Below are 26,947 nucleotides of genomic sequence, written 5' to 3'. Positions count from 1 at the left end.
TAAAGCAAGGCCGCCCCAACCTCGATCGACCGGCATGAACAGCGGCGAGGCCGTCCGGCAAGCCCATGCGCACCGGACGGCCGCGCCCAGGCCGGATCGCCGCTATTTCGCGCCGATCTTGTCGGGTGCGCCGAGGGCGAGCGTGTCGGCAAGAACCCGGTAGATGTCGCTTTCTTCCAAATAGCCCTTGAACGCTTCGGCACCGGGACCGCTCGCCTGAAGCACGACGTCGTCCACGGCGTGGACGGCGCTTTCCGAGGCCCGCGGCAGATTGCCCTCGCGCAGAACGGCACCGGGGACGTCCTTGTAGGCCGGGTTGGCGACATACTCCTTCTTTTCATTCTGAACCGTCGGCTCGAACGGGCCTTCAAGCTTCGGACGGAACGTCTCGTAGTAATCCGGGAAGTTGCTGGAGAAGACAGCAAGACGGCGCGTCGGGTCGACCTTGTCCGGATAGCCGTCCCCGTCCTTGTCCTCGTAGTTCGGGAAGCCGGCATCGGCGTAGACGCCGACCTTCTGGCGCATCTCGGTGCCCGGCTTTTCGTCGTCGATCGTGCCGACGATGGACATGCCATGCGTGTGGTCGCCGGTGACGACGATCAGCGTCTCCGGATTTTTGGCGGCGAAGTCGCGCGCGACGGCGACGGCCTTGTCGAACTCAATCGTCTCGTACATGGCTCGGTCCCAGTCCATGGGGTGGGACATCTTGTCGATCGACGCGCCTTCCACCATCAGGAAGAACCCCTCCTGGTTCCGGGAGAGTTGGGTCAGCGCGGCGTTCGTCATGTCGACAAGGCCCGGCTGGTTGGGGAATTTGGCAACGGTTCCCTTCTTGAGGAAGTCCCGGTCGAGGACCGTATCCATGTTGCCTGTGTGGAACAGCCCGAGAAGCTTGGCCGCGTTCGTTCCGGAGGAGGCCGCAAGCTCCGTCTTGTCGGTCGCCAGCGCATAGCCGGCGTCCTTGAACAGCTGGATGTAATCCTTGTCGTCCTTGCGCTTGGAGCCCGGCGTCGCCTGCGGGAGGAAATAGGCGGAGCCGCCGCCGAGGATGACGTCCGGCTGAACGGCGTAGAACATGCCGACGATATCGGCCTTGTCGGCGCGTTTGCGCGTGTGGGCGACGACGGCGGCCGGTGTCGCATCCTCGATCTCGGCAGTCGACACGACACCGATCGCTTTCTTGGTGGTGCGGCGCAGGGCTTCCGCAATCGTCTCGACCTTGGGATCATCGAGGCTTGCCGGTGTCCGGTCGGCATAGACGCCGAGCGCGTTGACGGCGGTCTTGTGCCCCGTCATGTAGGCCGACATCGTATTGGCGCTGTCGGTCGCGATCGCATCCGTTGCCGACGTCCCCACGAAGGCCATGTGATCGAGATCGTCCATGGCGAGGCGACCGTTGGCTTTGCCCTCCGTCATGCCCTTGGACATGATGCGGGCGCCCGTCCGATGCGCGACGGACAGACCGTCGCCGAGAAGGAAGATCACGTTCTTCGCCTTGGGCTGGGCGATGGTGTCGTAGACCTCCCACGTCACCGATTTCGTTTCGCCGCCCGCCGTGACATCGACCTTGTAGCTGCCGGCCTTGAGGATCCGCGCCCCGCGCAGGATCAGGGCGGAACCGAGGACCTTGTCCTCCTTGCCCTTCTCTTCAGCCACGAACGCCGCAGCCGATCCGAGAGCTGCGACATAATCCTCCCCGTTGACCGTGATCTTCACGTCATCGGCCTTCACCACGCCGGGCAGCTCGACCTTGAAGTCGAAGGGCGATCCGGCAAGGATCGTTGCGCGCGGAAGCGGATAGACCGTCGTGGCCTGGGCCGTGCCGGCAAGAATGGTGGTTGCGACGAGCGCAGCAAGAAGGGTCCGCATGATAACCTCGTTCGGATCGCGTGAGACTGTTTGCGGCAGCCTTAACCGTCCTGTGTGACGGTGGGATGATGGTCAGGCCCCCTCGCTCAAGCCGAGCGATCGTCGCGCGCCCTTCGAGGTGCGCGTGCGCGCGGCGCCGGCGGCCATTCTGTCTGTTTGATCGTCGACATCGTGAAGCGACGCGGCAATCTCCTTTGGCTGCCGCATCGCTGCTATTCATCCGTCCGCAAGGTACGTGTCCCGAGCGTCAGGCGAATGTCCGCCTCAAGACGGGCACCCGTCGGATCACGAGGATGTCTATCCCGACCATGGCGACGATCAGCAGGCCCGAGAGCGGAAACATCACGCCGAAGACCACCGCCATGCCCCAGAGGACGCCGTAGACCCTGCGGCTCGTGGGATAGGGTGGCACGCCAAGGCGGCCGGCCGGCCGGCGCTTCAGCCACATCACGACGGCGGCCACCGAGGACAGGATGACTGCGAGGCAGGTCGCCAGCATCAGGAGCTGGTTCACACGTCCGAACTGCTGGCCCATGTGGATGTTGATCCCGAACTCGGTGATCTTGGCGAGCGGACCGTAGTCGGCATAGCCGATATCGACCAGAGGTTTCCCACTATACTGATCGATATGAATCGTGCGTACCTTTGAAAGGTCGTCGGGAAAGACGGCCGTCGTGAAGACGCCGGTCGCGTCGTCTGGAAGCGTGACCTCGAACCCCGGTGCCAGGCCGCGCGCGTGTGCGATCTCTACGATCCTGTCGATGCCGAGAGGGGCGGCCTCCGCGCCCTTTCCCATCGGTTCGGCTGTCATCGTGCCATCGCCCGTCATGGGATGCGACATCGGCATCGGCGAGGCCTCCATCGTCCATCCGACGGTCTGCAGGGCATGCTGAGCGTGCTCGTTGGATGTCGGAACGGCATCCCAGAGCGCCGCGGGATACCCCGTGCCGGTCGCCACCGCCAGTTCCGTCAGCTTGCCGCCCCAGAAGGACGACCAGGGCAGGCCCGACAGCGCGAGGAAGGCGATCAGACCGCCGGCGACAGCCCCGGTGACGGCATGGGTGTCACGCCAGAACACGCGACGCGACGGTGTCCCCCGCACGCTCAGCACCCCGCCGGTCTGCCGCCGCGGCCACCAGAGATAAAACCCGGAGATGACGAGGATGATAGCGAATCCGGCCATCGCCTCGATGAGACGATTGGCATAGGGACCGAAATATTCAAGGCTGTGCAGCTTGCGCACCACCTCGTTGAATTCCTCTCGTTTCAACATCGTGGCGAGGATCGCGCCGGAATAGGGGTTCAGGAACACGTAGGCTGCGCCATCCGCCGTTTCGAGGGTGACGCGTGCCGAGGAGGTCGGATCGGCGGGAGGCCGGTAGGCCTTTACCCGCGCTGCCGGGACAGCCGTCCGCGCACGGCCAATGAGAGCGCTCGGCGCCTGTTGCGGCGTCGATTCCAGAGCGACGACCGTGCGATGGGCGAAGGCCGAGCGGTCGATTTCGTCGCGGAAGAGATAGAGCGAACCGGTGACGGCCAGCAGGATCATGAAGGGAACGGCGATCAGGCCGGCATAGAAGTGCCATCGCCAGATGGCGCGGTAGAGGTCGACAGACGGCGCGGAATCGCCCGCCGGCCGCGATGGGGTGACATCAGTCATGGTCAATCCTGGAACGGGTGCGCAGACCGGCGCAGAACAGCGCGCGGATCGGCGGAAAAAGCGTGAAGCCGAGACATCGGCCGGCGTGGAAACACGCGCCGCGGCGGACGTCTTCAGCTCGGATGAGGCGGGCCGCCAGCCCGTCAGTTGCTTTTCCGGATCAGGCGGGCGGCCCTTGGGCGTCGTAGCGCCTGACATCCACAATGGCGGACAGCGGCGTGGCGACGTCGACGGGTTCGTCGATAAAGACAGAAAACCGGATCGGCAGGCCGGTATCGTCGACGGGTGCCAGAAGGGACTGCACGTGCACGCCGGCATGGCAGAGCGTGCTGCAGGGGCAATCCTGATGATGGCCATCGGCCGGGCGATGCGCGCCCTGTTCCGACACGCAGAGGACCGAGAGGGGATCCGGCGCCGCCATCGCGGCACTGGACCATCCAACGATCAGCGTCTGGATCGCAAAGGACAAAGCGAGCAGGACGCCGAAGAGCCCTCCCGTCTGCCTGTCTTCGATGATCCGGCGCAGAAATGTCATGCCTCAGGAATGACACACTCCATCTCGCCTGTCATCGCGACATTTTGGAGCAAGAGCGCGTGTTCTGGCGACTGCGGCGACGCATGTTGCTCGCGGCGAGCTTTGCCAGGACCGAGCCGCGCCAACCGCTTCCCGCCAGTATCGTGCCGCGCGATCGGCGCGGTCTTCCAACGGGTCGTTCTCCCGAAAAGGGCAGCCGCCTCAAACTGAAAGGCGGCCGCGCCGAGATCCGGCAAGCAGAGCCTCAGCTTCTCGGCTTGAGGTTCTCGGGGTCATAGAGCGGCTTGTAGCCCACAGCGACGATCTCGACCGGGTAGCTTTCGTTGAAGTACTCGACGGTCAGGGTTCGCCCGACGACGCAATGCGACTGCGGGATATAGGCGAGCGCAATGTTCTTGCCGATCGTCGGACCGTAGGCGATCGAGGTCGTGTAGGAGCGGCGACCGAGATCGTCGACCAGCACGGTGCCCGTTTCCGGATCGATGACCGGCAGCGATCCGAGCGGATAACGCTTGACCCCGTTCGCGTCCGTGTTCTCCGTCATGACCAGCGTGCAGAGCATGGCGGGTTGATGCGGTCGCGCCTTGTATTCGAGGTGCTTCGCCTTGCCGCGGAAATCCGCCTCCTTGACCTTCGGACGGGCCAGATCCGCCTCGATCAGATTGTACTGCGTCAGGAGGTCGGCATTCTGCAGACGCAGGCTCTTTTCCATGCGGCGGGAATTCGCGTAGGTTTCCACCCCGAAGGCCATCACGCCGGTTGCGCGCAGCGCGTCCCAGACGGCCAGGCCGTCTTCGTACTTCATGTGCAGTTCCCAGCCCTGCTCGCCGACATAGGAAATGCGGAAGGCCGTCACGGTCACGCCCGCGATCTCGATCGGCTTGATCGCCGCGAAGGCGAACTTTTCGGGATCGAGCGCGGCAGGATCGGCGACGACCTTCTTCAGCGTTTCGCGCGCGTTCGGACCCCAGATCCCGATGGTCGTGAACGCTTCCGAGACGTCGGTGATGGTCACGTCGAGGCCGCGATCCTGCGCGACGCGTTTCATGTAGTGGAAATCGCGCGGGCCCGCATCTGCGCCATTGATGAGGCGGCAGCGGTCGGCCATGCGGATCACCGTAAAGTCGGCACGAACCATGCCCTCGTCATCGAGGAAGTGCGTGTAGATGCCCTTGCCGATGTTGCCGTCGCCGCCGATCTTGGCGGCGCAAAGCCATTCGAGGAGGTCGACATGATCGGGCCCCGTGATGTCCACCATGTGGAAATGCGACAGGTTGACGATACCGCAATCCTCGCTCATCGCCAGATGCTCGGCGTTGGAGACCCGCCAGAAGTGTCGGTTGTCCCACTCGTTCTCGCGCACCGGCACCCGGTCGCCATAGGTTTCGAGCAGGTGCTCATTGGCCTTGTAGCCATGGGCCCGCTCCCAGCCGCCGAGCTCCATGAAATAGCCGCCCAGTTCCTTTTCACGCTCGTGGAAGGGAGAGCGCTTGGCGCCACGGCCCGAGGCGTAGGGCTCGCGCGGATGAATCGCCGGGAAATAGATCTTCTGCGCCGCCTCGTAACTGCGGCCCTCGATGAACGCTTCCGTCAGCTGATGCGGGTAGAAGCGGGCATAGTCGATCGAGCTATGGTCGATTTCGGTGCGCCCATCGGTCATCCAGTCGGCGATCAGCTTGCCGTAGCCCGGACCGTCCTTGACCCAGATGGCCACGCAGTACCAGAGGCCGCGCACCTTCTGGCTTTCCCCGCAAGACGGACCTCCGGCGGCGGAAACCTGCAGGAGGCCGTTGAACGAGTGCCCTTCGTTGTAGCCGAGTTCGCCGAGGATCGGCGTCAGCTCCATCGCGCGCTCCAGCGGCGTAAGGATCTGCTCCATGTCGAGATCGCGCTGCGAGGGTGAGAGGCGTGCTTCATGCTTTTCGAGGATCTCGCGGGGATGACAGAGGCGCGGGTTGTCGGCCTCGTAATAGCCCCACTCGATCTGTCCGCCCTCGGTCGTGTTCGGATCGCCGGTGTCGCGCATATAGGCGGAATTGCCCTGGTCGCGCAGCAGCGGAAAGCCGATTTCCTTGCCGGTGCCGGCAAATTCATTGTAGGGGCCGAAGAAGGTCAGCGGGTGATCGACCGGCATGACCGGCAGGTCCTCGCCCACCATTTCCGCAATCAGGCGTCCCCAGATGCCGGCGCAGACGATGACGTGATCGGCGAGAATCGTTCCGCGATGCGTGACAACGCCCTTGATACGGCCGTGTTCGACGATCAGCGACGTTGCCGGCGTGTTGCCGAAGATCTTCAGCTTGCCGGATTTTTCAGCGGCATCGATCAGCTTGCCGGCGACGGTCTGCGACCGCGGAATGACGAGGCCGGCGTCCGGATCGAAGAGGCCGCCCTGGACCTGGTCTTCCTCGATCAGCGGAAACATCTGCTTGATTTCCGAGGGGCTGACGTAATGCGCCCGCGTGCCGAAGGCCTTGGCGGAGGACAGCTTGCGCTTGATTTCCTCCATCCAGCTGTCGTCGCCGGTGCGAGCCACTTCGAGGCCGCCGATGCGGGCATAGTGACCCATCTTTTCGTAGAAATCGATCGAGTACTGCGTGGTCCAGACCGAAAGGTAATCATGGCTGGTCGTGTAGCAGAAGTCCGAGGCATGCGCCGTCGAGCCGATATCGGTCGGGATGCCCGACTTGTCGATGCCGACGATATCGTCCCAACCGCGCTCGACGAGATGATGCGCGATGGAAGCACCGACGATGCCGCCGAGCCCGATGATGACGACCTTTGCCCTGCTTGGAAACTCTGCCATTGCCTGCCCCGTGTCTCTGATCTCGTGCGATTGTAGAGCTTAGCCCGTGCGACGCCTGATCTGAAAGCGACAAGGACTGGCCGCGAAAAACGGTGGTGCAGGGTCCATCTGCGACGTCTCCGCCCCGTCTCGTCCGCCATGAAAGCAGCACGTTGATAAACAGGCGCTTTATGAGAAACCTTTGATCGCCCTGCGCGTTTCGAAGCGAATTCTTACCGACACTCCGTCCAGCACAGGAACTCCCCGATGAGTACAATGGCGGCAAGCGCACATGTGGCGCCTGTAGAACCTCGGTCGCGGTCGGTGAAAGCCCTCAGCGCCGTCAACTTCTTCCTCGCCGACGTCCGCGACGGACTCGGACCGTTCCTCGGCATCTTCCTGATCGGCCAGGGATGGAGCACGGCGACCATCGGCGTCGTCATGACGATCGGCGGCATTGCCGGCATGCTGGCGACCACGCCGCTTGGCGCGCTTGCGGATGCCTCCAAGGCAAAGCGCTTCATGGTCGGGTTCTGCGCAGCCCTGGTCATCATCGCGTCGCTGGCCATTCTCTTCGTTCCCACCCTGACCTTCGTCGCGGCCTCGCAGATCGCGACAGGCATCGCAGGGGCCGCCATCGGTCCCGCCGTTGCCGGCCTGACGCTCGGTCTCGTCGGACAGAAGGGGCTCGCCCCGCAGCTCGGACGAAACGAGGCCTGGAATCACGGCGGCAACGTCTTTGCGGCGGCTGGCGCCGGTTTCTTCGGCTATGAATTCGGGCTCACCGCCGTGTTCATCCTGATGACGGCCATGGCCGCGGGCTCGATCATCGCCGTCTTGATGATCCGGCCCGGCGACATCGACCATGATGCCGCGCGCGGGATCGAGAAAAAGGCGGGCCAGGACGCCGACGCGCCATCCGGCTTCAGCGTCCTTTGGAAATCGACGCCCCTGCTGATCCTCGCCGCGACGCTCATGCTCTTCCATTTCGGCAACGGCGCCATGCTTCCGCTCCTCGGGCAGCAGGTCGCGACCCAGGCGGAGAATTCCACCGCGCCGGCCAAGGGCGGGACGACGGACCCTGCAAATGCAGGCGGAAAGGCCGATGCCGCGACCACGCTGCCTCCGGGGCAGAGCAAGCCGGGCCAGCCCGCAGCCCAGCCGGTCAGCCAGCCGTCGTCTCTGCAGAGCCTCCTGTCGGACCCCGTCTCCTACACGGCCGCGACCGTGATCATCGCCCAATTGACGATGATCCCGATTGCCCTTCTCGCGGCCGGCTTTGCGGGACGGCGCGGCTATTTCCTGCTTCTCGCCGCGGCCCTGGTGGCGTTGCCCGTTCGCGGGTTGATCGCCGGTCTCTGGCCGAGCCCCTATGCGCTCATCCCGGTCCAGATGCTCGACGGCGTCGGTGCCGGCCTCCTCGGGGTGGCTGTGCCCGGTCTCGTGGCGCGCATGCTGAAGGGCACGGGCCACATCAATGCCGGCCTCGGCGCCGTCATGACCGTGCAGGGCGTCGGCGCGTCCCTCAGCCCTGCGATCGCCGGCGTCATCGTCTCCCATTACGGATTTTCGGCGGCCTATCTGACGCTGGCAGGCTTTGCCGTCTGCGGATTGGCCATCTGGCTTGTGTCGATGAAGAAGGTTGCAGCCGCCTGCGCCGGCGACTGATCGCGGCCAGCGCACCTCCGGTCGCAAGCGCCCCGCCAGCCGGCCGGGGCGCTTATTGCCGTCGCTCGCGGCTCGCAGCGACCCGCTCTCTCCGGCCGAGGTAAAGCTCGATTGCCGCACGCGTCAGGAACGACGCGAGACCGACCAGGATTGCAACGATCCGGATCCGCGCTTCGTCACGGTCGACCTCCGACTGCCGCGCCGAGAGGAGCGCCTTCTCGTTCTCCGTGATCGAACCGATCACGCGGCGGATGTCGTCCATCGTAGCGCGCTCCATCATGGCGATTTCCAACTGCCGGGCCGCCGCGAAACCGTCCGCGTCATGAGCCGCGATCGATCGCTTGAGTTCGCCGAGCTTCTCGTCGATCATTCCGCCGAGCGTCTCCACCCGTTTGATCTGTTCGGCATTGTCTGAGATGTGCGATCGCAAGCTGCGCCGCAGATCGGACAGTCGTGTCAGGGCTTTGTCGTAGGGTTCGAGGTATCGGCGGTCGCCACTCAACAGGTAGCCACGCTGTCCCGTCTCGGCATCGTCGAGGCCGATCAGCACATCCTTGGTCGTATCGATCGCCTCATAGGTATGAACGACGAGGTCCTGATGATCGCTGAGGAGCATATGCGTCCAGGTCGTTGCGACAACACCGGCGGCGATCACGACGCCGACCGGTATCGACCGCAGCAGAACCGGCGTCGTCAGGTATCTGGCACGCAGCGCACCCCAGGAGAAGTTCATCGTTCTGGATCTCCCATGGCCGCCCGGGCTGTCGCCGGCGCTCCGCCGACAACGACCGATCCGTGACCGTCAACCGTACGATGTCCCTGAGAACGCCGTATCGTGGGAGATGAAGTGGGACAAGGACCTCTGCGGACAAGCTGGTTCATCGCAAAGGGCAAAAATATAATGGAGCGCCCTTCTTCCCTGCTTGTTCGCCTCTGCCCTTCGCCCCGTCCGTCGATCCCGGCCGCGCTGCGGGCCCGCAGACGCGTGCTAGCCTTCGCGTGCCTTGCGCGCAAAATCGTTCACGGCCGCGAGTGTCGGATCGAAGCGTTTCTCTGCCTCGGCAAAGCGGAGGAAACCGACCTTCTCGACAAGAATCTCGGCCGGTGTCGGCTGCCGCGAGAACAGCGCCATGACCTCGTCCATGAAATCGCCAAGCGGCATGTAGCCCTCGCGTGTCGATTGCCCCGGCGTCAGCTCGGTCTGCACGGCGGGTGGCGCAAGCTCGATGACCTCGACCTTGCCCTTGAGCGCTTCCCGCAAACTCACCGTGTAGGAATGCATCGCAGCCTTCGTTGCGGAATAGGTCGGCGTCGCGATGAGGGGCACGAAGGCGAGACCGGAGGTGACGTTGACGATCGCGGCGTCGGGCCGTGTCGTCAGATGATCGATCAGGGCGTTGGTCAACCGGATCGGGCCAAGGAGATTGGTCGCGATGGTGGATTCCGCATCGGCAAGATCGCGCGACCGCGTCAGGTCCTCGAACATCATCACGCCGGCATTGTTGATGAGAACATTGATCTCCGGATGATGGCGGACGACCGTCTCTGCGAAAGCGTCGATGCTTGCGGGATCCGCAATATCGAGCGCATAGCCGACGATCCCGTCATGGGCCGCGGCGACCTCGTCCAGGCGCTCCTGTCGGCGCCCGGCGATGATGACGGTGTTGCCCTGGGCGTGAAATCGCTGCGCCAGTTCGCGCCCGATTCCGGACGCGCCGCCGGTCACGAGAATGGTGTTTCCGCTGGTTTTCATGGTCTGCCTCGCACAATGGATAGGTTGGCGTTGATTGTGCATCGAAGCTAACGTTGTTACTCTCCATCGAACAGAAGGCACCGAAAAGATTTATACGCACCTGAAGGAGAGTGTTGATGCGAAGCCTGCCCGCTGACGCGCCGCTGCGCGTCATTCCCGACGTGGTGGATCCGCGTGTCGAGGCGCTGGTCCACGAGCTGATCGGGCGCGTTGCCGACAAATGGACGATGCTGATCCTGGAAACGCTGGAGGAGAAAGGCGAGTTGCGCTTCACCCAGCTCAGCCGCGAGATCGGCACCATCAGCCAGAAGATGCTGACCCAGACGCTCCGGCAGATGGAGCGCGACGGGCTGATCAAGCGCACGATCCATCCTGTCGTTCCGCCGAAAGTGGAATATCGGCTGACCGAGCTTGGCAGGAGCCTTGGGGAAGCCTTCTGCGGCGTGTGGATCTGGGCGGAGGAAAACCTTGCCAAGGTCCATGAAGCGCGCGAGACCTTCGAGACCGCGGCCAAGGCCTGACTCTTCAGGCACGACACCAGGACGTCCGGACGGGAGCCCGCATGGCAGACGCACATCGCAACAGAGCAGCACAGATCGAGGCGCGCCGGTGACGCCCTCCACGGGTATTTTCGACACCGACGAAGGCCAACGTGTCGCGAACGCCGAAGCCGCGGGCTGGCGGCGCTGGGGCCCCTATCTCAGCGAGCGGCAGTGGGGCACGGTGCGCGAGGACTACAGCGCCGACGGCGATGCCTGGTCCTTTTTTCCGCATGATCATGCGCGCTCGCGCGCGTACCGCTGGGGCGAAGACGGAATTGCCGGCTTTTGCGACGAACATCAATATCTGTGCCTGTCGCTGGCGCTCTGGAACGGCGCGGATCCGATCATCAAGGAGCGCATGTTCGGCCTCGCCAACGAGGAAGGCAATCACGGCGAAGACGTCAAGGAGGTCTGGTGGTATCTCGATGCGACGCCGTCGCACAGCTACCAGTCCATGCTCTACCGCTATCCGCAGGCAGCCTTCCCCTATGACGATCTCGTGGCAGAGAACGCCCGCCGCAAAGGCAGCGATCTGCCGGAGTACAAGCTCGAGGACACCGGCGCGCTTGATGACCGCCGATATTTCGACGTCGAGGTCAGCTATGCCAAGGTGACGTCGGACGACATCCTGATGCGCGTCTCGGTCGTCAACCGTGGGCCGGACGCTGCGTCTCTCCATGTCCTGCCGCAGCTTGTCTTCCGCAACATCTGGAGCTGGGGCGCTCCGGGCGAAAAGCCGGGGATGACGCTTTGCGAGGACAACAGCGTCGCGACCCGCCATCGCCTGATGCCGCCTTGCCGTTTCCAGGCGCTGCAGCCGGCGCAAATGCTGTTTTGCGAGAATGAAACCAACATCCGCCGTCCCGATATCCGCCGGCATGGAGAGTGGAGCCCGTCCCGCGAGGCCGATGGCGATACCCTCTACAAGGACGCCATCAACAACCACCTGATCGGGGGAAAAACGAGCACCCTGCCCGGCCACGGCACCAAATGTGCGGCCCTGTCGGAGCATCGCATCGCCTCAGGCGACACGCTCGTGCTCCGCTACCGGCTGTCACCGACAGACGGTAGCGCGCCGCTGTCGGTCGAAACCTTCGATGCCGTCTTTGCCCAACGGGCGCAGGAGGCGGACGCGTTTTACGCCTGCGTGCAGGCCGATATCGCCGATCCGGATGCGCGGCTCGTGCAGCGGCAGGCGCTCGGCAGTCTTCTCTGGTCGAAGCAGGTCTATCGCTATGACGTCAAGCGGTGGCTCGATGGCGATCCCACGCAGCCACCGCCGCCCGAAAGCCGGCGTTCCGGCCGGAATGCGGACTGGACGCACCTCGCCAATACCGATGTCGTGCTGATGCCGGACAAGTGGGAATATCCCTGGTACGCCTCCTGGGATCTCGCCTTCCACGCCATCAGCGCGGCTCTCGTCGATCCTGCCTTCGCCAAGACCCAGCTCCTGTTGCTCACCCGCGAATGGTACATGCATCCGAGCGGGCAACTGCCGGCCTATGAATGGGCATTCGGCGACGCCAACCCTCCGATCCACGCCTTCGCCGCCTTGCGCGTCTACCGAATGGATGCGGCGCAAAGCGGCACGGCCGATCGCGCCTTCCTGGAGCGCATCTTCCACAAGCTGATGATCAACTTCACTTGGTGGGTGAACCGCAAGGATGCGGCCGGCCGCAACCTCTTTCAGGGCGGATTTCTCGGCCTCGACAATATCGGCGTCTTCGACCGCTCGAAGCCCATCCCCGGCGGGGGCTATATCGAACAGTCCGACGGCACCGCCTGGATGGCGATGTATGCGCTGAACCTTATGCGGATCGCGCTGGAACTGGCCCGGGAAAATGCGGTGTACGAGGATGTCGCGTCGAAGTTCTTCGAACACTTTCTAACCATTGCCTCGGCGATGACGCATGTCGGCGGCAGCGAGGCAGAAAAGGGAGAGAGCGGACGCGGGCTATGGGACGACGAGGACGGCTTTTTCTACGATGCGCTGGTCCTGCCCGACGGCAGCGAGACGACCCTGCGCGTCCGCTCGCTCGTCGGGCTGATCCCGCTCTGCGCCGTGGAGGTTCTGGCTGCCGATGTCGCGACGCGGCATGCCGATTTCGCCGCGCGCCTTGGCTGGATGCTGAGGCATCGGCCGGACCTTACCGGCCAGGTTTCCCGCTTCACCGAACCGGGGCAGGATCAGCGCCTGCTGCTCTCGCTCCTGCGCCGACAGCGCATGACGGCGCTTCTGACGCGCATGATGGACGAAACCGAGTTTCTGTCGCCTTTCGGCCTGCGCTCCCTGTCGAAAGCGCATGATCAGGCACCGTTCGCACTCGATCTCGACGGCGCGCGCTTCGAAGTCCGCTACGAACCGGGCCTGTCGAGCACAGCGATGTTCGGTGGCAATTCCAACTGGCGCGGACCTGTCTGGATGCCGCTCAACGTCATGATCATCGATGCGCTGCGCGCGTTCGACCACTTCTACGGAGAAGGCTTTACGATCGAGTTTCCCGCAGGCTCCGGCCAGATGCTCGGCCTGCCCGCGATCTGCGACGAACTCTGCCGCCGTCTCTGCGCGCTGTTCCTGAAGGACCACGAGGGCACGCGCCCGGCCATGGCCCGTCCCGGCACGACCCGCGATCCCGCCGATATCGACCGTATCACCTTCAACGAGTTTTTCCACGGCGACACGGGAGAGGGGCTCGGCGCGGCACACCAGACGGGGTGGACGGCTCTGGTCGCCTTGCTGTTCAAACCCTATCGACCCAGCTGATCGCGGAAAAAGAAGCCCGAGGACGGTCTGCAACGGCGCTCCATCTCCCGCCCGCCAGCCACTTCAAAAAGCGCAATTGAGATCTATCTTGAAAAGCGATCGTTGATGGAGAGTAAGAGATGACCGGGGTTTGGAAAAGCGCATCGCGGGCACCAGGCGGCGCTCCTTGGAAGCGCTGATCTCGACTTACGGTATTTGGGCCGTTCTCATCGGCGCCGGCGTGGAGGGTGAGGCGGTCGCCTTCCTCGGCGGCGTCCTCGCGCATCGCGGCCTCCTTGTCTACTGGCAGGTGGCCGCTGCCGCGGCGTTCGGGTCTTTTGTCGCCGATCAGCTGTTCTTCCTGATCGGCCGCCATTCCGCGCGGTTTCGCTTCGTCGCTCGCCTCGAAGCGACCGCGGCCATGCGCCGGGCAACCGGGCTGCTGGAGCGGTATCCGGTCGGTTTCATCCTGGCGTTCCGCTTCATTTACGGCATGCGCATCATCAGCCCGCTGCTGATCAGCCGCACCAATATCTCTGCCCTGCGCTTTCTCGTGCTGAACGGCATCGCGGCCTGTCTCTGGGGCCTGGCCATCACCGCCGTCGGCTTCCTCTTCGGCAACGCGGTGCAGATCCTTTTCGGCCATCTGCGCCTGCACATTCATCTCCTGATCGCGATCGCGGCACTCGTTCTGGCGATGGCGGCCACCGCCGTGGCCGTGCGCTCTCGATCCCGATAACCGGTCCCTTTCTTACGGGAAAATGCTCATGCCTGAACGCCTGAAAACACCAAGCCTTGACCGAGCCACCCTTCAGGAATTCCTCGGCGGCTTGAGCGAAGGCGTCATGTTCCTGGACAAGAAAGGACGCATCACCTTTGCGAACGCGGCCGCGCTTGCGATGCATCGGGTCACGTGCATCGATGACCTCGGTGGCCACGCCAAGGGGTATCGACGGACGTTCACGCTGCGCTATCGCAACAATCATCCGCTGGAGGAGGGAGAATATCCGATCGAGCGCCTTCTGGCGGGGGAGACCGTCGAGGACGTGACGGTGGAGATCTCGCCGGCGAGCGATCTCGATGTCGCCTGGGTGCACACCAACCGGAGCATGGTGATCACGGGAAAGGACGATGACGAGGCCGTTCTGGCCCTGGTGCTGCGTGACGAGACGCCCCGCTTCGAGGCGGAAGAGCGCTTCGAGCGGTCGTTCAACGCCAATCCTGCACCCGGTCTCATCTGCCGTCTGGACGATCAGAGGTTCATCCGTGTCAACCAGGGCTTTCTGGAAATGACCGGCTTCATGAAGGAAGACATCATCGGGCGGACGGTCGAGACGATCGGACTGTTTTCCAACTGCGAAAGCGGCGAGGATGCGCTGACGAAACTCGGCGAGGGCCGCGTCATCCGTCATCGTGAGGCGCTTGTTCCCCTGCCGGCGGGCGGCGACCGTCTCGTCATCGTTGCAGGCGAGCCGATCGCGGTGGTGGAAGAGCCCTGCATGCTCTTCACCTTCGCCGACCTCGACGCACGCCGGAAAGCGCAGAATGCCCTGCGCCAGAGCGAGGAGCGGTTCTCGAAGTCCTTTCGCCTGTCGCCGGCACCCGCAGCCATCTCGCGGCTGGACGATTTCGTCTTTACGGAGGCGAACGACGCCTTCCTGCAAATCTCCGGCTATGCCGCAAGCGATGTGATCGGCCGGACGGCCGGCGAGCTGCGTCTGTGGGACGACGTCCCGGCGCGGCGCGGTCTCGAGCAGAAACTGCGCGACAACACGTTCGTGCGCGATGAGCCGATGCGCATGAAGCAGAAGGACGGCGCATTCGCGGAATGCCTCGTTTCGGCCGAACGCGTCGAGATCAACGACGAACAATGCGTCATCTGGGCCTTGCAGGACGTCACCGAGCGCAGGCGAAGCGAGGCACAGCTGGTGGAGGCGATCGAGAGCGTGATGGCCGACACCTCCTGGCTGAGCCGCTCGATCGTCGACCGCCTGGCGACGCTGAAACAGACCTCGACCACGGCGCCAAGGGCGCAGCTCGTCGCCTTGAGCGACCGGGAGCGGGAAATCCTGGGCCTGATCTGCAGCGGGCAGACCGATGCGGAGATGAGCGACACCCTGCATCTCTCCAAGAACACGATCCGCAATCATATTGCGTCGCTCTACGGCAAGATCGGCGTCAACCGCCGCGCCGCAGCGGTCATCTGGGCCAGGGAACGCGGGTTTACCGGCCCGCCGGATGCCAAGCTGAGCAAACGACCGGGCCGGCAGAAATAGCCGAAAAGCGCTTCGCGACCCCAAAAAAGGTCATTTGATACTAGGCCAATTGGTATTTTTCGATCTGAAATCCCTCCTCCGACCTCCTTATTTCCCGTGTCATGACAGCGACGGACCCGCTGCCATGTGAACCTGAACACAGGATTGAAGGAGAACCGAAATGGACAAGAATCGCATCGAAGGTGGAGCCAAGGACGTCAAGGGCACTATCAAGGAAGCCGTCGGCAAGCTTGTCGGCAACGAGCGCCTCGAGGCCGAGGGCAAGGCCGACAAGCTCGAGGGCAAGACCCAGAGCACGCTCGGCAAGGCCAAGGATGCCGTCAAGGATGCGCTGAAATAAGCCCCCTCCCCGCGGCCCGTGCCAGAGCCCGGCCCCATTTCCCGTGGGGGCCGGGACAGGTGAGATGATCCGACCTTGAGCGACCGACCGAAAGCCCGATTGAGAGGCAGAGCCATCATGTTGTTTCCCGTTCTTTCGAACACCATCCTCACGCCGGACTTCGGTTCGACCGAAGCGACGATCGCCTGCGTCCTTGCCTATACGTATGGACTGGAGGAGTGCCGGATCGACGTCTCCGTGCGCGACGACCACATTCTGCTGTCGGGCACCGCTCCGAGCAGCGAGATGGCCGATATGGCGATCGGCATCGCGGCCGACCTTTCCCCGCGCCGTGTCCTCAGCGACATCGAGATCATCGCGCCGAAGGCTGCCTGCTGACGGGTGCGCGCTGCCGGAACCCTCGAAAATATCAAACAGACTTAGCCCATTTGGAGTATCCCATGAAACAGACCCTCATCCTCGCTCTCGCCACAACGCTTGCCGTCGGCACCACCGCATCGGCCGCGGACATGACGTCGTCCAAGACGCCTGCGAAGAAACATCATGGCCGCGTGGTCGCAGACGAGCCGCGGGAGCGCCTCGGAACCCTGTCCTGCGAGGTTGCCGGCGGCATCGGCCTGCTGATCGGATCGAGCAAGGCTGTCGATTGCACCTTCGCCCAGCGCGACGGCAAGACAGAGCGGTATACCGGCACGATCGGCAAGCTCGGTCTCGACGTCGGTGTGACCGGAAAGTCGTACCTGCGGTGGATCGTCGTCAACACCGTGCCGACCACCGTCGGCCAGGGTAGCCTCGCGGGCACGTATGTCGGCGCCTCCGCGAGCGCGGCTGTCGGACTGGGCCTCGGCGCAAACGCGCTTGTCGGCGGCAATTCCAAGAATTTCGGCCTTCAGCCCCTGAGCGCGCAGGCCGGCACCGGCCTGAATGTCGCCGCCGGGATCTCCCGCCTGCAGCTCCGTCCTGCCAGCTAATGATGGCCGGCTGATGATGGTCAGCAGGTAATGGTCAGCAGGTGATGTCCGACTGGAATGGTGGCCGGCCGATGACACCCGCCTGATAGCGGTGCGTGCAACCGGAAGCGAACATTCCCCAGGAAAGGCAAAAAAGGTAAGGGCGGGACCGGAAGGTTTCGCCCTTCTCTGCGCAGGGCGCAGCGTCGCCCGCGCGTCAGCGCTTCACATGATCGATGAAGGCCCGAAGCTTCGGCGCCATGTCGCGGCGGCTCGGATAATAGAGGTAGAAGCCCGGGAAACGCGGACAGAATTCCTCCAGCAGTGGCACCAGTTCGCCGCGCGCAACAGGCACACGGAAGCTTTCCTCAAGGCCGAAGGTGATGCCTGCCCCGGCAATGGCGAGGCGGATCATCAAAGCCATGTCGGTGGTCGTGATGGCATCGTCGACCGCGACCGAGAAGGCTTTTCCGCCCTCTTCGAACTCCCAGTGATAGGGCGCGACATCCACGCCGGCGCGCCACCCGATACAGCGCCGCCCGCTGAGCTCGCGCGGATGCACCGGGGTTCCCCAAGCGCGAAGATAGTCCGGCGATGCGAATGGGAGCTGCCGCTGCTCGGCCGATACAGGGACGGCAATCATATCCTGCGCAATGACCTCGCCAAGCCGAACGCCGGCATCATAGCCTTCTGCCACGATATCGAAGTCCTCATCCGTTACCGTGACGTGCAGCTTCACGTGCCGATGCGCCTCCGCGAACGTCGCCAGCAGCGGGCCGGTCAGAAAGCTCTCGGCGATCGAGGAAACCGCAAGGCGCAAGCGTCCACGCGGCGGGCCGGACGGTACGCCTGCGTGCTCCATGGCCGCGGTGATCTCGGCGACTGCCGGCGCCGCACGTCGATAAAGATCCTCTCCGGCTTCGGTCAGCGTGACGCTTCGTGTGGTGCGCGCCACCAGCGCGATGCCGAGTGCTGCTTCGAGCTTGCGGATCGTTTGGCTGACGGCGGACCGCGTGACGCCCATGCGATCCGCGGCAGCCCTGAAGCTTCGCGCTTCGGCCACGATGACAAACACAGAGAGCGCATTCAGATCAGGGTTCATTGGTTAGGTTTCCTTACCAGAATGGTGAGCAGCGGGCAGCTTATCGCGACAATCTCGACGACGTATCGTGTCTCTATCGACATCTGCAACACAGAAAGGCAGACAGGATGGACAAGATCGTTCTCATCACAGGCGCGTCCAGCGGCATCGGAGCCGGCATCGCGCGTGAACTTGCAAAGGCCGGGACCACGCTGGTTCTCGGCGCCCGTCGCATCGATCGGCTGAACGACCTCGCAAGCGACCTTCGTGCCGAGGGCGCAAGGGTCATGGTCCGCGCGCTGGACGTGACGGATCGCGCCGACGTCGCCGCGTTCGCAAAGGCCGCACGGGAGGCCTTCGGCCGCATCGATGTCATCGTCAACAATGCCGGGATCATGCCGCTGTCGTTGATGGCCTCGCTGAAGGTCGAGGAATGGGACCGCATGATCGATGTCAACATCAAAGGTGTTCTCTACGGCGTCGCCGCCGTCTTGCCGGAGATGACGGCGCGCGGTTCGGGCCACATCATCAACATTGCCTCGATCGGCGCCTTGAGCGTCTCGCCCACGGCCGCGGTTTATTGCGCAACCAAGTTCGCCGTTCGGGCGATCTCCGACGGGCTGCGGCAGGAACACGACAAGCTTCGCGTCACCTGCATTCACCCGGGTGTCGTGGAGAGTGAACTGGCCGCGACCATCACCGATCCGATCGCCCGGGACGCGATGAAAGCCTACCGCGCCGTCGCCCTGACCCCGGACGCCATCGGCCGGGCCGTCCGCTTTGCGATCGAACAACCCGACGACGTGGACATCAACGAAATCGTCGTCCGCCCCACGCGTTCGCCGAACTGAGCGAGGACACGACGGTCTGTGCGATCCAGGGTCGGCCGCAGTTGAGTCCGGTCTTCCTGCATCGGGGTTCGATGCCTTGCCTCCGGTCCTCATTCCCGGGGCTTTACCTGACCAAGCGTCGGTGCCTACTATCGCGACACCGTCACGGAGCCCATGGTTGGGAAAGGCCGGTGACAGGCTCTTGCATCGGGGCGCGCCATCGGGACAGCGCGGCACGGCAAAGATCGGGGAGAGAGAGATGAAAGCTTTGGGCGTCGGCCTTATCGGAACGGGGTACATGGGCAAGTGCCACGCACTGGCCTGGAACGGCGTGCGACAGGTTTTCGGCGACATTCCTGCACCGCAGCTTGTGTCTCTCGCCGAAAACAATGCGGAGATGGCGGCGCACCGCGCCGGCATCTTCGGCTTCCGCAAAGCAACCGGCAACTGGCGCGACCTTCTGGCAGACCCGGAGGTCGACGTGATCTCGATCACGACGCCCAACGCGTTTCATCCGGATATGGCAATCGCCGCTCTTCAGGCCGGCAAGCATGTCTGGTGCGAAAAGCCGATGGCGCCGGCCCTTGCCGATGCGGAAGCCATGCTGGCGGCGGCGCGCAGCAGCGGCAAAGTCGCCATTGTGGGTTATAACTATATCCAGAACCCGGCCATCGCCCAGATCCGCCGCCTGATCGAAGAGGGCACGATCGGCAAGGTGAACCATGTCCGGGCCGAGATGGATGAAGACTTCATGGCCGATCCAGAGGCATTCTTCTCCTTGAAGAGCGAGGCAAGCTCCGGCTACGGCGCGCTGGACGACTTTGCCGTCCATCCGCTATCGCTGCTCTGGTCTCTCTTCGGCCATGTGCAGGAGGTCATCGCTGACCTTCGCAAGCCCTATGCAGACCGGCCGACACGGGCAGGCGAGCGGAGAGAGGTCGACAACCACGATATCGCCAGCGTGCTCATGAAGCTCGAGGGCGATATCTCGGCGGTTCTGATGACGAACCGCTCGGCCTGGGGCCGCAAAGGCCGCATCGCGCTGCAGATCTTCGGCTCCAAGGGATCGATCCTCTACGACCAGGAGCGCATGAACGAGTTCGAACTCTTTACGACCTCAGGACCGGAGGCGACGCGCGGCTTTGCCCGTGTCCTCACAGCGCCCGTTCATCCGCCTTACGACCGCTTCATCCCGGCCCCGGGCCATGGCCTCGGCTTCAACGATCTCAAGATCATCGAATGCCACCAGCTTCACCAGGCCATCGCCGGCAAACCCTTCACGGCCGTCACGTTCGAAGAGGGTGTGCGGATCGAGCGAAGCATCCACGCCATGGCGCAGTCGTTTCGGGAAAAGCGCTGGGTGGCCGTCGAATGATGGGGCGTCCGGACGTCTGCTTACGCGGGCGGCGCTGCGCAGTGCGTGCTGTCACCAATCCTCGTGCGACGGAATGTCATCTATGACCAACTCTCTGTGGCTTCGTCGGCGCGAAGGTCCGTCCGTTCGGGGCCTTAGCCGAGGCAATGACGCGCATGCTTGAATGGCTTCAGCTTCAGCTGTCTGCGGCGCTGCCCGGGCGGTCTGCATCCGACGAGCAGTTCAAGCGCCTGCGAGATGCGGAACTGGAAGGGCTGGCTGTGGCCTTTCGCGTCCGGCTATGCGCCGTCGCCGTGATCGCCGTCTGGTTGCTCGTCAGCACCGCCTGGCCGCGCAACGTCTATTATCTCGCCGTCAGCTTCGTCTTTCTCGCGTTGAGCTACGTTCCGTATGCGACGCGGCATCATCGCGCCGCATGGACGATCAAGCTGGCCTGCACCATCCTCGATGTCGCCCTCATCACCGCCACCATTCTCCTTCCGCCCCTGGGCGACCTTGCTTCCGACTGGCCGATCCAGACCCGTACGCGCGGACCGGAATTCCTCTACCTGCTTCTTCTGCTGGCAGAATCGGCGCTCACCTACTCCCCTATCCTCGTCGTATGGACGGGCGGCATCATCCTCGCGGTCTGGTCCTTCGGCATCAACACGCTCTATGACCGGCCCGACACGGTCCGGTTCGACGCTTCCGGCACGATGTCGGACATGCAGGCGCTCGAGCGGTTTCTCAATCCCTACTTCGTCGGTCTCATCCAGATGTGGGTCCAGCTGGTGACGACCGGCCTGATCACGCTCATCCTGGCCATCGCGGTCCTGCGCAGCCGCAACACGCTGATTTCCCAGATCAAGGACAACACGGCTCGCACATCGCTGGCCCGCTATGTTTCTCCGGACGTTGCCCATGCCATGGGCGACGGCGCCCCGCGTTTCGGCGAGCCCACGAAACACGAGGTTGCGATCATGTTCGTGGATATCGTCGGCTTCACCCGCATGGCCGAAAAGCGTTCGCCAGAGCAGGCGCTCAATCTCCTGCGGAGCTTCCAGGAGCGCGGTTGCAGCGTGCTGTTCCCGTGCGGGGGCACGCTCGACAAGTTTCTCGGTGATGGTTTCATGGCGACCTTTGGCGGCGTGCAGCCGCAGAAGGATGCGGCGGAGCGCGCGCTCTCCTGTGCTTTCCAGCTGCTCGACACCTATGCGGCGTGGTCGGAGAAGAGGCGACGGCGTGGCGCTCAGCCGGTCGATATCGCGATCGGCCTCCATTTCGGCGAAGTGATCGTCGGCAATGTCGGGACGAGCGAACGCCGAGAGTTCACCGTCATCGGCGATGTCGTGAACGTCGCCAGTCGCCTCGAGCGCGCGACCCGCCATCTTGAAGGCAGCCTTGTCGTTTCAGACGCCTGTCTGCAAGCAGCCGGGGGCGCTCCACCGGGGCGGAAGGTCGCGCACACGCTGACGATCGACATCCGAGGCAGAAACCGCAGCGTGCTTGCCCATGTCTTCTAGCGACGTCAGCGCCCTCTCGCCACGTGCCTGAGGGGGAAAGCCCCTCGAACGCAAGCGTAGAGTTACCGAAGGGCCCGCCGTACCAGCAGGGCGCTGAACCAATTCGTATAGGATAGTGAAAACTTACCATCTTTGGGTGCCGATGGTCACCATTTCTTGAGGGCTTGCCCCTAATGCTGTTTCCGATGGACTCCGACAGCGTCGCTGCCGGAGGGGAGGAATGACAGATGATGCTGCCCCATACCGATAACCGGCGACGGCGACGCGCGGTCCTGGCCGTGGCATTCCTGTTCATTCTCGTCGCCAGCATCTTTGCCGGCATCGTCTTCCGCTCGATCGATGCGATGCGGGAGACCGCCAACCGGATCGATGACGAACGCGCGCTGGATGCGACCTCCGCGGCCGTGGATGCGCTCCGCACGCAGCTTTATGGCATTCTCCACGACAATGCGACCTGGGACGGGGCGTACAAGCAGCTCAATTCGATCAACCGCAAGTACTGGGTCATCGAGAACTGGGCCAATACCGGGGCGGACAACCCGGCCTATGATACGGCCATCGTGACCGACGCCCGTGGCAAGGTCATCGTCGCCTACAAGGATGGCGAGGAACTGACCGAACCGCCCGCGGTCTTCTTCGGCGACCACTTCACCACGATCGTGCGCAATGCCGACCGGCTCGGCGAACAGGCCGGCATTACACCCGTCTACGCCGTCCGTTCCGAAAGCGGTATCGCGCTGATGGCTGCCGCCAAGATCCGCCCGAGCACGACCAGCACCCGGATCGAGGAGCGCAATCTCTACACCCTCTTCATGGCACGGCACCTGACGCCCCGGGTGATCGGCGATCTTGCGCAGAGTTTCCGCATCGAGAAGCTCAGCCTCAGTCCCACACGGTCCGAGAGCATGTTGAACGTGCCGTTGACCGACCTCGATGGCACGGCCATCGCCTATCTCAGCTGGCCGTCCAAGCTGCCAGGCAGCCGAAGTTTCCTCACGGTCAAGACGCAGCTTGCCGTCGGCGCCGCCATCCTCATGGTCTTTCTCACCGGCATCGCCATGGCCGGATGGGTGGCGGTTCGCAAACTGCGCCAGGACGAGGCAGCGGCGCGGCACGCGGCGCTCCGCGACGCGCTGACCGGCCTCTGGAACAGGCGTGCCTTGCTGGAACACCTGACCGACCTCACGCGAAACGGACAGCAAGGCACCGTGGAGCTGTGTCTCCTCGACCTTGACGGGTTCAAGCGCGTCAACGATGCCTGGGGGCACGCAACGGGCGACGAGCTCATCGCCTCGGTCGCCGCGCGGCTGCGGGACATCCTGCCGCCGGAAGTCTTCATTGCCCGCCTCGGCGGCGACGAATTTGCAATCGTTGTGGCCAGAACGCCGGAGACGCGCATCGCGGACGATACTGCCGATAGGGCGCTTGTGGCGGCCTGCGACGTCTTCTTCCTGGGAACACGGCAGATCCAGGTCGCCGCCAGTATCGGACGCGCGGTGGCGGGGCTGTCCGATGTGGATATGGGCGACCTGATGCGGGCGGCCGACGTTGCCCTCTACCGGGCAAAGGACCTTGGCCGCGGCCGCATCGTCACCTTCGACAGCGAGCTCGAGCAGCGTCGACGTGACGACATGACGATGGAGCAGTACCTCAAGAAGACGCTGGAAACCGATGGGATCGAGGTTTTCTACCAGCCGCTTTTCCGGAGCAACGATCAGTCGATCTGCGGCGTCGAGGCATTGGCTCGCTGGAGCAGCTCCCCTCTCGGGCGCGTTCCCCCGGATGTCTTCATACCGGTCGCCGAAAAGGCCGGCCTCATCGAAACCCTGGGACTGCAGGTGCTGCGAACGGCCGTCGAGGCATCCGCGGCCTGGCCCGGGATCGGCGTCTGCGTCAATGTCTCGCCGGTCCAGCTGCAGGACCACGGGTTCGCCCATGCAGTGGCATCGATCCTCGCCAAGGCGGGCTTCGATGCCACGAGGCTCACCCTCGAGATCACGGAAGGCGTGCTGATCAGCCATCCGGAGCAGGCCCTGAGAGCGATTACCGCCCTTAAGGACCTCGGCGTCGACATCGCGCTCGACGACTTCGGAACGGGCTTCGCCAGCATCGGCATGCTGCGCAGTTTTCCGTTCGACCGCGTGAAGGTGGACAAGTCGCTGGTGGCGGCATTGGATGCGAAGCATGATGCGGCGCCCGTGCTGCAGGCGACCGTCGCCCTTGCCAGCGCGATGGGCATCGCCGTCACGATCGAGGGTATCGAAACGGAGTTGCAGGCCGGGATCGCCCGCCTTTACGGCTGCGACGTCATGCAAGGCTATCTCTACAGCAAGCCTCTGTCGGCGGCGGATATGTCGGAACGCTATTTCGAGCGCCCGCAGCGACGGCTCGGCACCGGTTCCTAAAGCGGATTTCCGCGCCGGAGATCCGCGATCGATAAATCCATTGCCCGGCTCGCCAGCGGCTGAAGACACCGCAGGCTTCTATCCTCGCTCTCATTTCCCGCCGCATCGGCTCCAGATTCCTATGGAATCTTTATATCTTTGCCATGTCCACCGTCTCGAATTCCTACGCCGGTCAGCCGCATAGTCCGGTTGACGCCGGTGCCTTTGCGTGCCGGGTCACGACAGAAATGACAGGTGCAACATGACATTCGATTACATCCTCAGCGGTGGTGTGACCCTCTTCATCACGGCCTATCTCGCCTACGCCCTTTGGCGACCGGAGCGCTTCTAATGCATGTCGCCCGAACGTGTGCAGCGGTTTCGGGAAACGACATGCATCACAACAAGACCTTAAAACGCGTCATGTGAGTCCTTTTTCACGCAACGCGCTTTAAGCCGCATTGCTTCGGCGCTGACCTCCACACCGGCATCCTTCTGTCGTGGTTGAGGCTTTTGCCCCCCGCGGGCACCCGACACTTTTCTTCCGACGTTCAACCATCATCCGGGGTCTCTGATGAGCAAACCCACATCCGCGAGCATCTTGGATGCCCGCATCCTCGTGCCTGCCATCGGCGGCGCGTTTCGAAAACTCGACCCGCGAACCCTGGCCAAGAACCCGGTCATGTTCGTGGTCGCCACCGTTTCCGTTCTGACCACGATCCTCTTCGTCAAGGATCTGGCATCGGGTTCGGACGGTCTCGGCTTCTCGTTCCAGATCATCCTCTGGCTGTGGTTCACCGTGCTGTTTGCCAATTTTGCGGAAGCCGTGGCCGAGGGTCGGGGCAAGGCGCAGGCAGAGTCGCTCCGCCGCACCCGCTCGGAAACGCAGGCCAAGCTGCTGATATCCGCCGACAGCCGTACATGGAAGGATGTTCCCGGTGCGACGCTCAAGGTCAATGATATCGTGCTCGTCGAAGCCGGGGACATCATCCCCTCGGACGGCGAAATCATCGAGGGGATCGCGTCCGTCAACGAAGCGGCGATCACCGGTGAATCCGCGCCCGTCATCCGCGAGTCCGGCGGCGATCGATCCGCGGTGACCGGCGGAACACAGGTTCTGTCCGACTGGATCAAGGTGCGCATCACGGCAGCCGCCGGATCGACCTTCATCGATCGCATGATCGCGCTGGTCGAAGGTGCCGAGCGTCAGAAGACCCCGAACGAAATTGCGCTCAACATCCTCCTGGCCGCCATGACGCTTATCTTCGTCATGGCGACGGCAACGATCCCGGCGTTTGCCGGCTATGCCGGCGGCTCCATCCCGATCATCGTGCTCGTCGCGCTGTTCGTCACGCTCATCCCCACCACCATCGGCGCCCTTCTCTCCGCCATCGGCATCGCGGGCATGGACCGCTTGGTCCGCTTCAACGTCCTCGCCATGTCCGGGCGCGCGGTCGAGGCAGCGGGCGACATCGATACGCTGCTCCTCGACAAGACGGGGACCATCACGCTCGGCAATCGGCAGGCGACTGCGTTCTGCCCCGTCAGCGGCGTGACGGAACAGGATCTCGCGGATGCGGCGCAGCTTGCGTCACTGGCCGACGAAACCCCCGAAGGCCGCTCCGTCGTCGTGCTCGCCAAGGAGAAATACGGCCTCCGCGCGCGCGACATGCAGGATCTGAATGCGACCTTCGTGCCCTTCACCGCGCAGAGCCGGATGTCCGGCGTCGATCTGGAGGGAACGTCGATCCGCAAGGGCGCCGTGGAGTCGGTGCTCCGCTATCTGCAGAGCGAAACCGGAACAGCCGCATCGACACAAGGGGAGGCACGGGCAAAGGAGGCACAAGCGATCGCGGATTCGATTGCGAAAGCGGGTGGCACGCCGCTCGCGGTCGCCCGGGACGGTAAGGTGCTCGGCATCATCCACCTGAAGGATATCGTCAAGGGTGGCATCCGCGAGCGCTTTGCGGAGTTGCGCCGCATGGGAATTAGGACCGTCATGATCACCGGCGATAACCCCATGACGGCTGCGGCCATCGCGGCCGAAGCCGGGGTGGACGACTTCCTGGCCCAGGCGACGCCCGAGAACAAGCTGCAGCTTATCCGCGACGAGCAGGCGAAAGGAAAACTCGTCGCCATGTGCGGCGACGGAACCAACGACGCGCCGGCGCTCGCTCAGGCCGACGTCGGCGTCGCCATGAACACGGGCACGGTCGCAGCCCGCGAAGCTGGAAACATGGTCGACCTCGACAGCGACCCGACAAAGCTGATCGAGATCGTGGAAATCGGCAAGCAATTGCTGATGACGCGCGGGTCGCTGACGACCTTCTCGATCGCGAACGACGTCGCCAAGTACTTCGCGATCATCCCGGCAATGTTCGTCACGCTGTATCCGCCTCTCGACACGCTGAACGTCATGGGCCTCGCCACGCCCCAAAGCGCGATCCTCTCGGCGATCATCTTCAATGCGCTCATCATCATCGCGCTCATCCCGCTTGCCCTGAAGGGGGTCGCGTACAAGCCGATCGGTGCGGGACCGTTGCTGCGCCGAAACCTCCTGATTTACGGCCTCGGCGGCCTCGTCGTGCCGTTCGCCGGCATCAAGCTGATCGACATGATCGTGTCGGCGCTCAACCTCGCCTGATCGGAAAAAC

General features: G+C 63.7%; 21 protein-coding genes. 14 read left to right on the top strand and 7 right to left on the bottom strand.

Features of this window, described 5'->3' with window-relative positions; all coding sequences use genetic code 11:
* Nucleotides 1-102 precede the first annotated feature (102 nt).
* The 4 genes from ASG25_RS08910 to ASG25_RS08890 form a co-directional block, all read right to left on the bottom strand.
* Complete coding sequence (locus ASG25_RS08910) at nucleotides 103-1,869, bottom strand: alkaline phosphatase (protein ID WP_062472696.1); 1,767 nt, start codon at nucleotides 1,867-1,869, stop codon at nucleotides 103-105.
* 247 nt (nucleotides 1,870-2,116) lie between these two features.
* On the bottom strand, nucleotides 2,117-3,529 hold the full coding sequence (locus ASG25_RS08905; RefSeq protein ID WP_062472694.1) for a PepSY domain-containing protein: 1,413 nt from the start codon (nucleotides 3,527-3,529) through the stop codon (nucleotides 2,117-2,119).
* A gap of 160 nt (nucleotides 3,530-3,689) precedes the next feature.
* Complete coding sequence (locus ASG25_RS08900) at nucleotides 3,690-4,064, bottom strand: hypothetical protein (protein ID WP_062472692.1); 375 nt, start codon at nucleotides 4,062-4,064, stop codon at nucleotides 3,690-3,692.
* A gap of 244 nt (nucleotides 4,065-4,308) precedes the next feature.
* Nucleotides 4,309-6,870, bottom strand: coding sequence for an FAD-dependent oxidoreductase (locus ASG25_RS08890; RefSeq protein ID WP_062472688.1), 2,562 nt, complete (start codon nucleotides 6,868-6,870; stop codon nucleotides 4,309-4,311).
* Between the two features lie 246 nt (nucleotides 6,871-7,116).
* On the opposite strand from ASG25_RS08890, the gene ASG25_RS08885 reads away from it, so the two are divergent.
* Nucleotides 7,117-8,517, top strand: coding sequence for an MFS transporter (locus ASG25_RS08885; RefSeq protein WP_062472686.1), 1,401 nt, complete (start codon nucleotides 7,117-7,119; stop codon nucleotides 8,515-8,517).
* Nucleotides 8,518-8,569: 52 nt separating this feature from the next.
* On the opposite strand, the gene ASG25_RS08880 is transcribed toward ASG25_RS08885, so the two are convergent.
* Both ASG25_RS08880 and ASG25_RS08875 read right to left on the bottom strand, forming a co-directional pair.
* Nucleotides 8,570-9,250, bottom strand: coding sequence for a CHASE3 domain-containing protein (locus ASG25_RS08880; RefSeq protein WP_062472684.1), 681 nt, complete (start codon nucleotides 9,248-9,250; stop codon nucleotides 8,570-8,572).
* 255 nt (nucleotides 9,251-9,505) lie between these two features.
* Nucleotides 9,506-10,270, bottom strand: a complete 765-nt coding sequence (locus tag ASG25_RS08875) for an SDR family oxidoreductase (RefSeq protein ID WP_062472682.1) — start codon at nucleotides 10,268-10,270, stop codon at nucleotides 9,506-9,508.
* A 116-nt stretch (nucleotides 10,271-10,386) separates the two neighbouring features.
* Between ASG25_RS08875 and ASG25_RS08870 the strand changes: the two genes are divergently transcribed.
* From ASG25_RS08870 to ASG25_RS08840, 7 genes are all read left to right on the top strand, one after another.
* Nucleotides 10,387-10,791 carry a helix-turn-helix domain-containing protein gene (locus ASG25_RS08870; protein WP_062472680.1) on the top strand — a complete coding sequence of 135 codons (405 nt, stop codon included), beginning with the start codon at nucleotides 10,387-10,389 and terminating at the stop codon, nucleotides 10,789-10,791.
* A gap of 88 nt (nucleotides 10,792-10,879) precedes the next feature.
* Entirely contained in the window at nucleotides 10,880-13,576 is a 2,697-nt protein-coding gene (locus ASG25_RS08865; protein ID WP_062472678.1) for a hypothetical protein, read from the top strand.
* 166 nt (nucleotides 13,577-13,742) lie between these two features.
* Nucleotides 13,743-14,294 carry a DedA family protein gene (locus ASG25_RS08860; RefSeq protein WP_244479351.1) on the top strand — a complete coding sequence of 184 codons (552 nt, stop codon included), beginning with the start codon at nucleotides 13,743-13,745 and terminating at the stop codon, nucleotides 14,292-14,294.
* Between the two features lie 28 nt (nucleotides 14,295-14,322).
* A complete protein-coding gene (locus tag ASG25_RS08855; RefSeq protein WP_062472676.1) occupies nucleotides 14,323-15,831 on the top strand; it encodes a helix-turn-helix transcriptional regulator in 1,509 nt (502 codons plus the stop codon).
* A 160-nt stretch (nucleotides 15,832-15,991) separates the two neighbouring features.
* A complete protein-coding gene (locus tag ASG25_RS08850) occupies nucleotides 15,992-16,171 on the top strand; it encodes a CsbD family protein (RefSeq protein ID WP_062472675.1) in 180 nt (59 codons plus the stop codon).
* Between the two features lie 117 nt (nucleotides 16,172-16,288).
* On the top strand, nucleotides 16,289-16,549 hold the full coding sequence (locus ASG25_RS08845; RefSeq protein WP_062472673.1) for a BON domain-containing protein: 261 nt from the start codon (nucleotides 16,289-16,291) through the stop codon (nucleotides 16,547-16,549).
* 62 nt (nucleotides 16,550-16,611) lie between these two features.
* A complete protein-coding gene (locus tag ASG25_RS08840; protein WP_062472671.1) occupies nucleotides 16,612-17,142 on the top strand; it encodes a DUF992 domain-containing protein in 531 nt (176 codons plus the stop codon).
* Nucleotides 17,143-17,338: 196 nt separating this feature from the next.
* On the opposite strand, the gene ASG25_RS08835 is transcribed toward ASG25_RS08840, so the two are convergent.
* On the bottom strand, nucleotides 17,339-18,223 hold the full coding sequence (locus ASG25_RS08835; RefSeq protein ID WP_062472669.1) for a LysR family transcriptional regulator: 885 nt from the start codon (nucleotides 18,221-18,223) through the stop codon (nucleotides 17,339-17,341).
* Nucleotides 18,224-18,330: 107 nt separating this feature from the next.
* Here ASG25_RS08835 and ASG25_RS08830 point away from each other — a divergent pair, with 107 nt between their 5' ends.
* The 6 genes from ASG25_RS08830 (at nucleotide 18,331) to kdpB (ending at nucleotide 26,937) form a co-directional block, all read left to right on the top strand.
* Nucleotides 18,331-19,053, top strand: coding sequence for an SDR family oxidoreductase (locus tag ASG25_RS08830; RefSeq protein ID WP_062472667.1), 723 nt, complete (start codon nucleotides 18,331-18,333; stop codon nucleotides 19,051-19,053).
* Between the two features lie 238 nt (nucleotides 19,054-19,291).
* The gene (locus ASG25_RS08825; protein WP_062472665.1) at nucleotides 19,292-20,407 is read left to right on the top strand and encodes a Gfo/Idh/MocA family oxidoreductase; all 1,116 of its coding nucleotides are present in this window, start codon (nucleotides 19,292-19,294) and stop codon (nucleotides 20,405-20,407) included.
* A 155-nt stretch (nucleotides 20,408-20,562) separates the two neighbouring features.
* The gene (locus tag ASG25_RS08820) at nucleotides 20,563-21,909 is read left to right on the top strand and encodes an adenylate/guanylate cyclase domain-containing protein (protein WP_162242180.1); all 1,347 of its coding nucleotides are present in this window, start codon (nucleotides 20,563-20,565) and stop codon (nucleotides 21,907-21,909) included.
* A gap of 227 nt (nucleotides 21,910-22,136) precedes the next feature.
* Nucleotides 22,137-24,314 (top strand): EAL domain-containing protein, encoded by a 2,178-nt coding sequence (locus tag ASG25_RS08815; protein ID WP_062472661.1) that lies wholly within the window; start codon nucleotides 22,137-22,139, stop codon nucleotides 24,312-24,314.
* A 241-nt stretch (nucleotides 24,315-24,555) separates the two neighbouring features.
* Nucleotides 24,556-24,645 carry a potassium-transporting ATPase subunit F gene (locus ASG25_RS08810; protein ID WP_062472659.1) on the top strand — a complete coding sequence of 30 codons (90 nt, stop codon included), beginning with the start codon at nucleotides 24,556-24,558 and terminating at the stop codon, nucleotides 24,643-24,645.
* Between the two features lie 222 nt (nucleotides 24,646-24,867).
* Nucleotides 24,868-26,937 (top strand): potassium-transporting ATPase subunit KdpB, encoded by a 2,070-nt coding sequence (gene kdpB / locus ASG25_RS08805; protein WP_062472657.1) that lies wholly within the window; start codon nucleotides 24,868-24,870, stop codon nucleotides 26,935-26,937.
* The last annotated feature ends 10 nt before the right edge of the window (nucleotides 26,938-26,947 follow it).

This window comes from Rhizobium sp. Leaf384 (assembly GCF_001424065.1).
Lineage (GTDB): Bacteria > Pseudomonadota > Alphaproteobacteria > Rhizobiales > Rhizobiaceae > Ferranicluibacter.
Note: the sequence above shows the minus strand (reverse complement) of the source record. Positions and strands in the feature narration are given on the sequence as shown.

What these genes read in the sequence shown, in the direction of transcription:
- ASG25_RS08910 (WP_062472696.1), bottom strand. Translation starts at nt 1,869, where the DNA reads ATGCGGACCCTTCTTGCTGCGCTCGTCGCAACCACCATTCTTGCCGGC.
- ASG25_RS08905 (WP_062472694.1), bottom strand. Translation starts at nt 3,529, where the DNA reads ATGACTGATGTCACCCCATCGCGGCCGGCGGGCGATTCCGCGCCGTCT.
- ASG25_RS08900 (WP_062472692.1), bottom strand. Translation starts at nt 4,064, where the DNA reads ATGACATTTCTGCGCCGGATCATCGAAGACAGGCAGACGGGAGGGCTC.
- ASG25_RS08890 (WP_062472688.1), bottom strand. Translation starts at nt 6,870, where the DNA reads ATGGCAGAGTTTCCAAGCAGGGCAAAGGTCGTCATCATCGGGCTCGGC.
- ASG25_RS08885 (WP_062472686.1), top strand. Translation starts at nt 7,117, where the DNA reads ATGAGTACAATGGCGGCAAGCGCACATGTGGCGCCTGTAGAACCTCGG.
- ASG25_RS08880 (WP_062472684.1), bottom strand. Translation starts at nt 9,250, where the DNA reads ATGAACTTCTCCTGGGGTGCGCTGCGTGCCAGATACCTGACGACGCCG.
- ASG25_RS08875 (WP_062472682.1), bottom strand. Translation starts at nt 10,270, where the DNA reads ATGAAAACCAGCGGAAACACCATTCTCGTGACCGGCGGCGCGTCCGGA.
- ASG25_RS08870 (WP_062472680.1), top strand. Translation starts at nt 10,387, where the DNA reads ATGCGAAGCCTGCCCGCTGACGCGCCGCTGCGCGTCATTCCCGACGTG.
- ASG25_RS08855 (WP_062472676.1), top strand. Translation starts at nt 14,323, where the DNA reads ATGCCTGAACGCCTGAAAACACCAAGCCTTGACCGAGCCACCCTTCAG.
- ASG25_RS08850 (WP_062472675.1), top strand. Translation starts at nt 15,992, where the DNA reads ATGGACAAGAATCGCATCGAAGGTGGAGCCAAGGACGTCAAGGGCACT.
- ASG25_RS08845 (WP_062472673.1), top strand. Translation starts at nt 16,289, where the DNA reads ATGTTGTTTCCCGTTCTTTCGAACACCATCCTCACGCCGGACTTCGGT.
- ASG25_RS08840 (WP_062472671.1), top strand. Translation starts at nt 16,612, where the DNA reads ATGAAACAGACCCTCATCCTCGCTCTCGCCACAACGCTTGCCGTCGGC.
- ASG25_RS08835 (WP_062472669.1), bottom strand. Translation starts at nt 18,223, where the DNA reads ATGAACCCTGATCTGAATGCGCTCTCTGTGTTTGTCATCGTGGCCGAA.
- ASG25_RS08830 (WP_062472667.1), top strand. Translation starts at nt 18,331, where the DNA reads ATGGACAAGATCGTTCTCATCACAGGCGCGTCCAGCGGCATCGGAGCC.
- ASG25_RS08825 (WP_062472665.1), top strand. Translation starts at nt 19,292, where the DNA reads ATGAAAGCTTTGGGCGTCGGCCTTATCGGAACGGGGTACATGGGCAAG.
- ASG25_RS08820 (WP_162242180.1), top strand. Translation starts at nt 20,563, where the DNA reads ATGCTTGAATGGCTTCAGCTTCAGCTGTCTGCGGCGCTGCCCGGGCGG.
- ASG25_RS08815 (WP_062472661.1), top strand. Translation starts at nt 22,137, where the DNA reads ATGATGCTGCCCCATACCGATAACCGGCGACGGCGACGCGCGGTCCTG.
- ASG25_RS08810 (WP_062472659.1), top strand. Translation starts at nt 24,556, where the DNA reads ATGACATTCGATTACATCCTCAGCGGTGGTGTGACCCTCTTCATCACG.
- kdpB (WP_062472657.1), top strand. Translation starts at nt 24,868, where the DNA reads ATGAGCAAACCCACATCCGCGAGCATCTTGGATGCCCGCATCCTCGTG.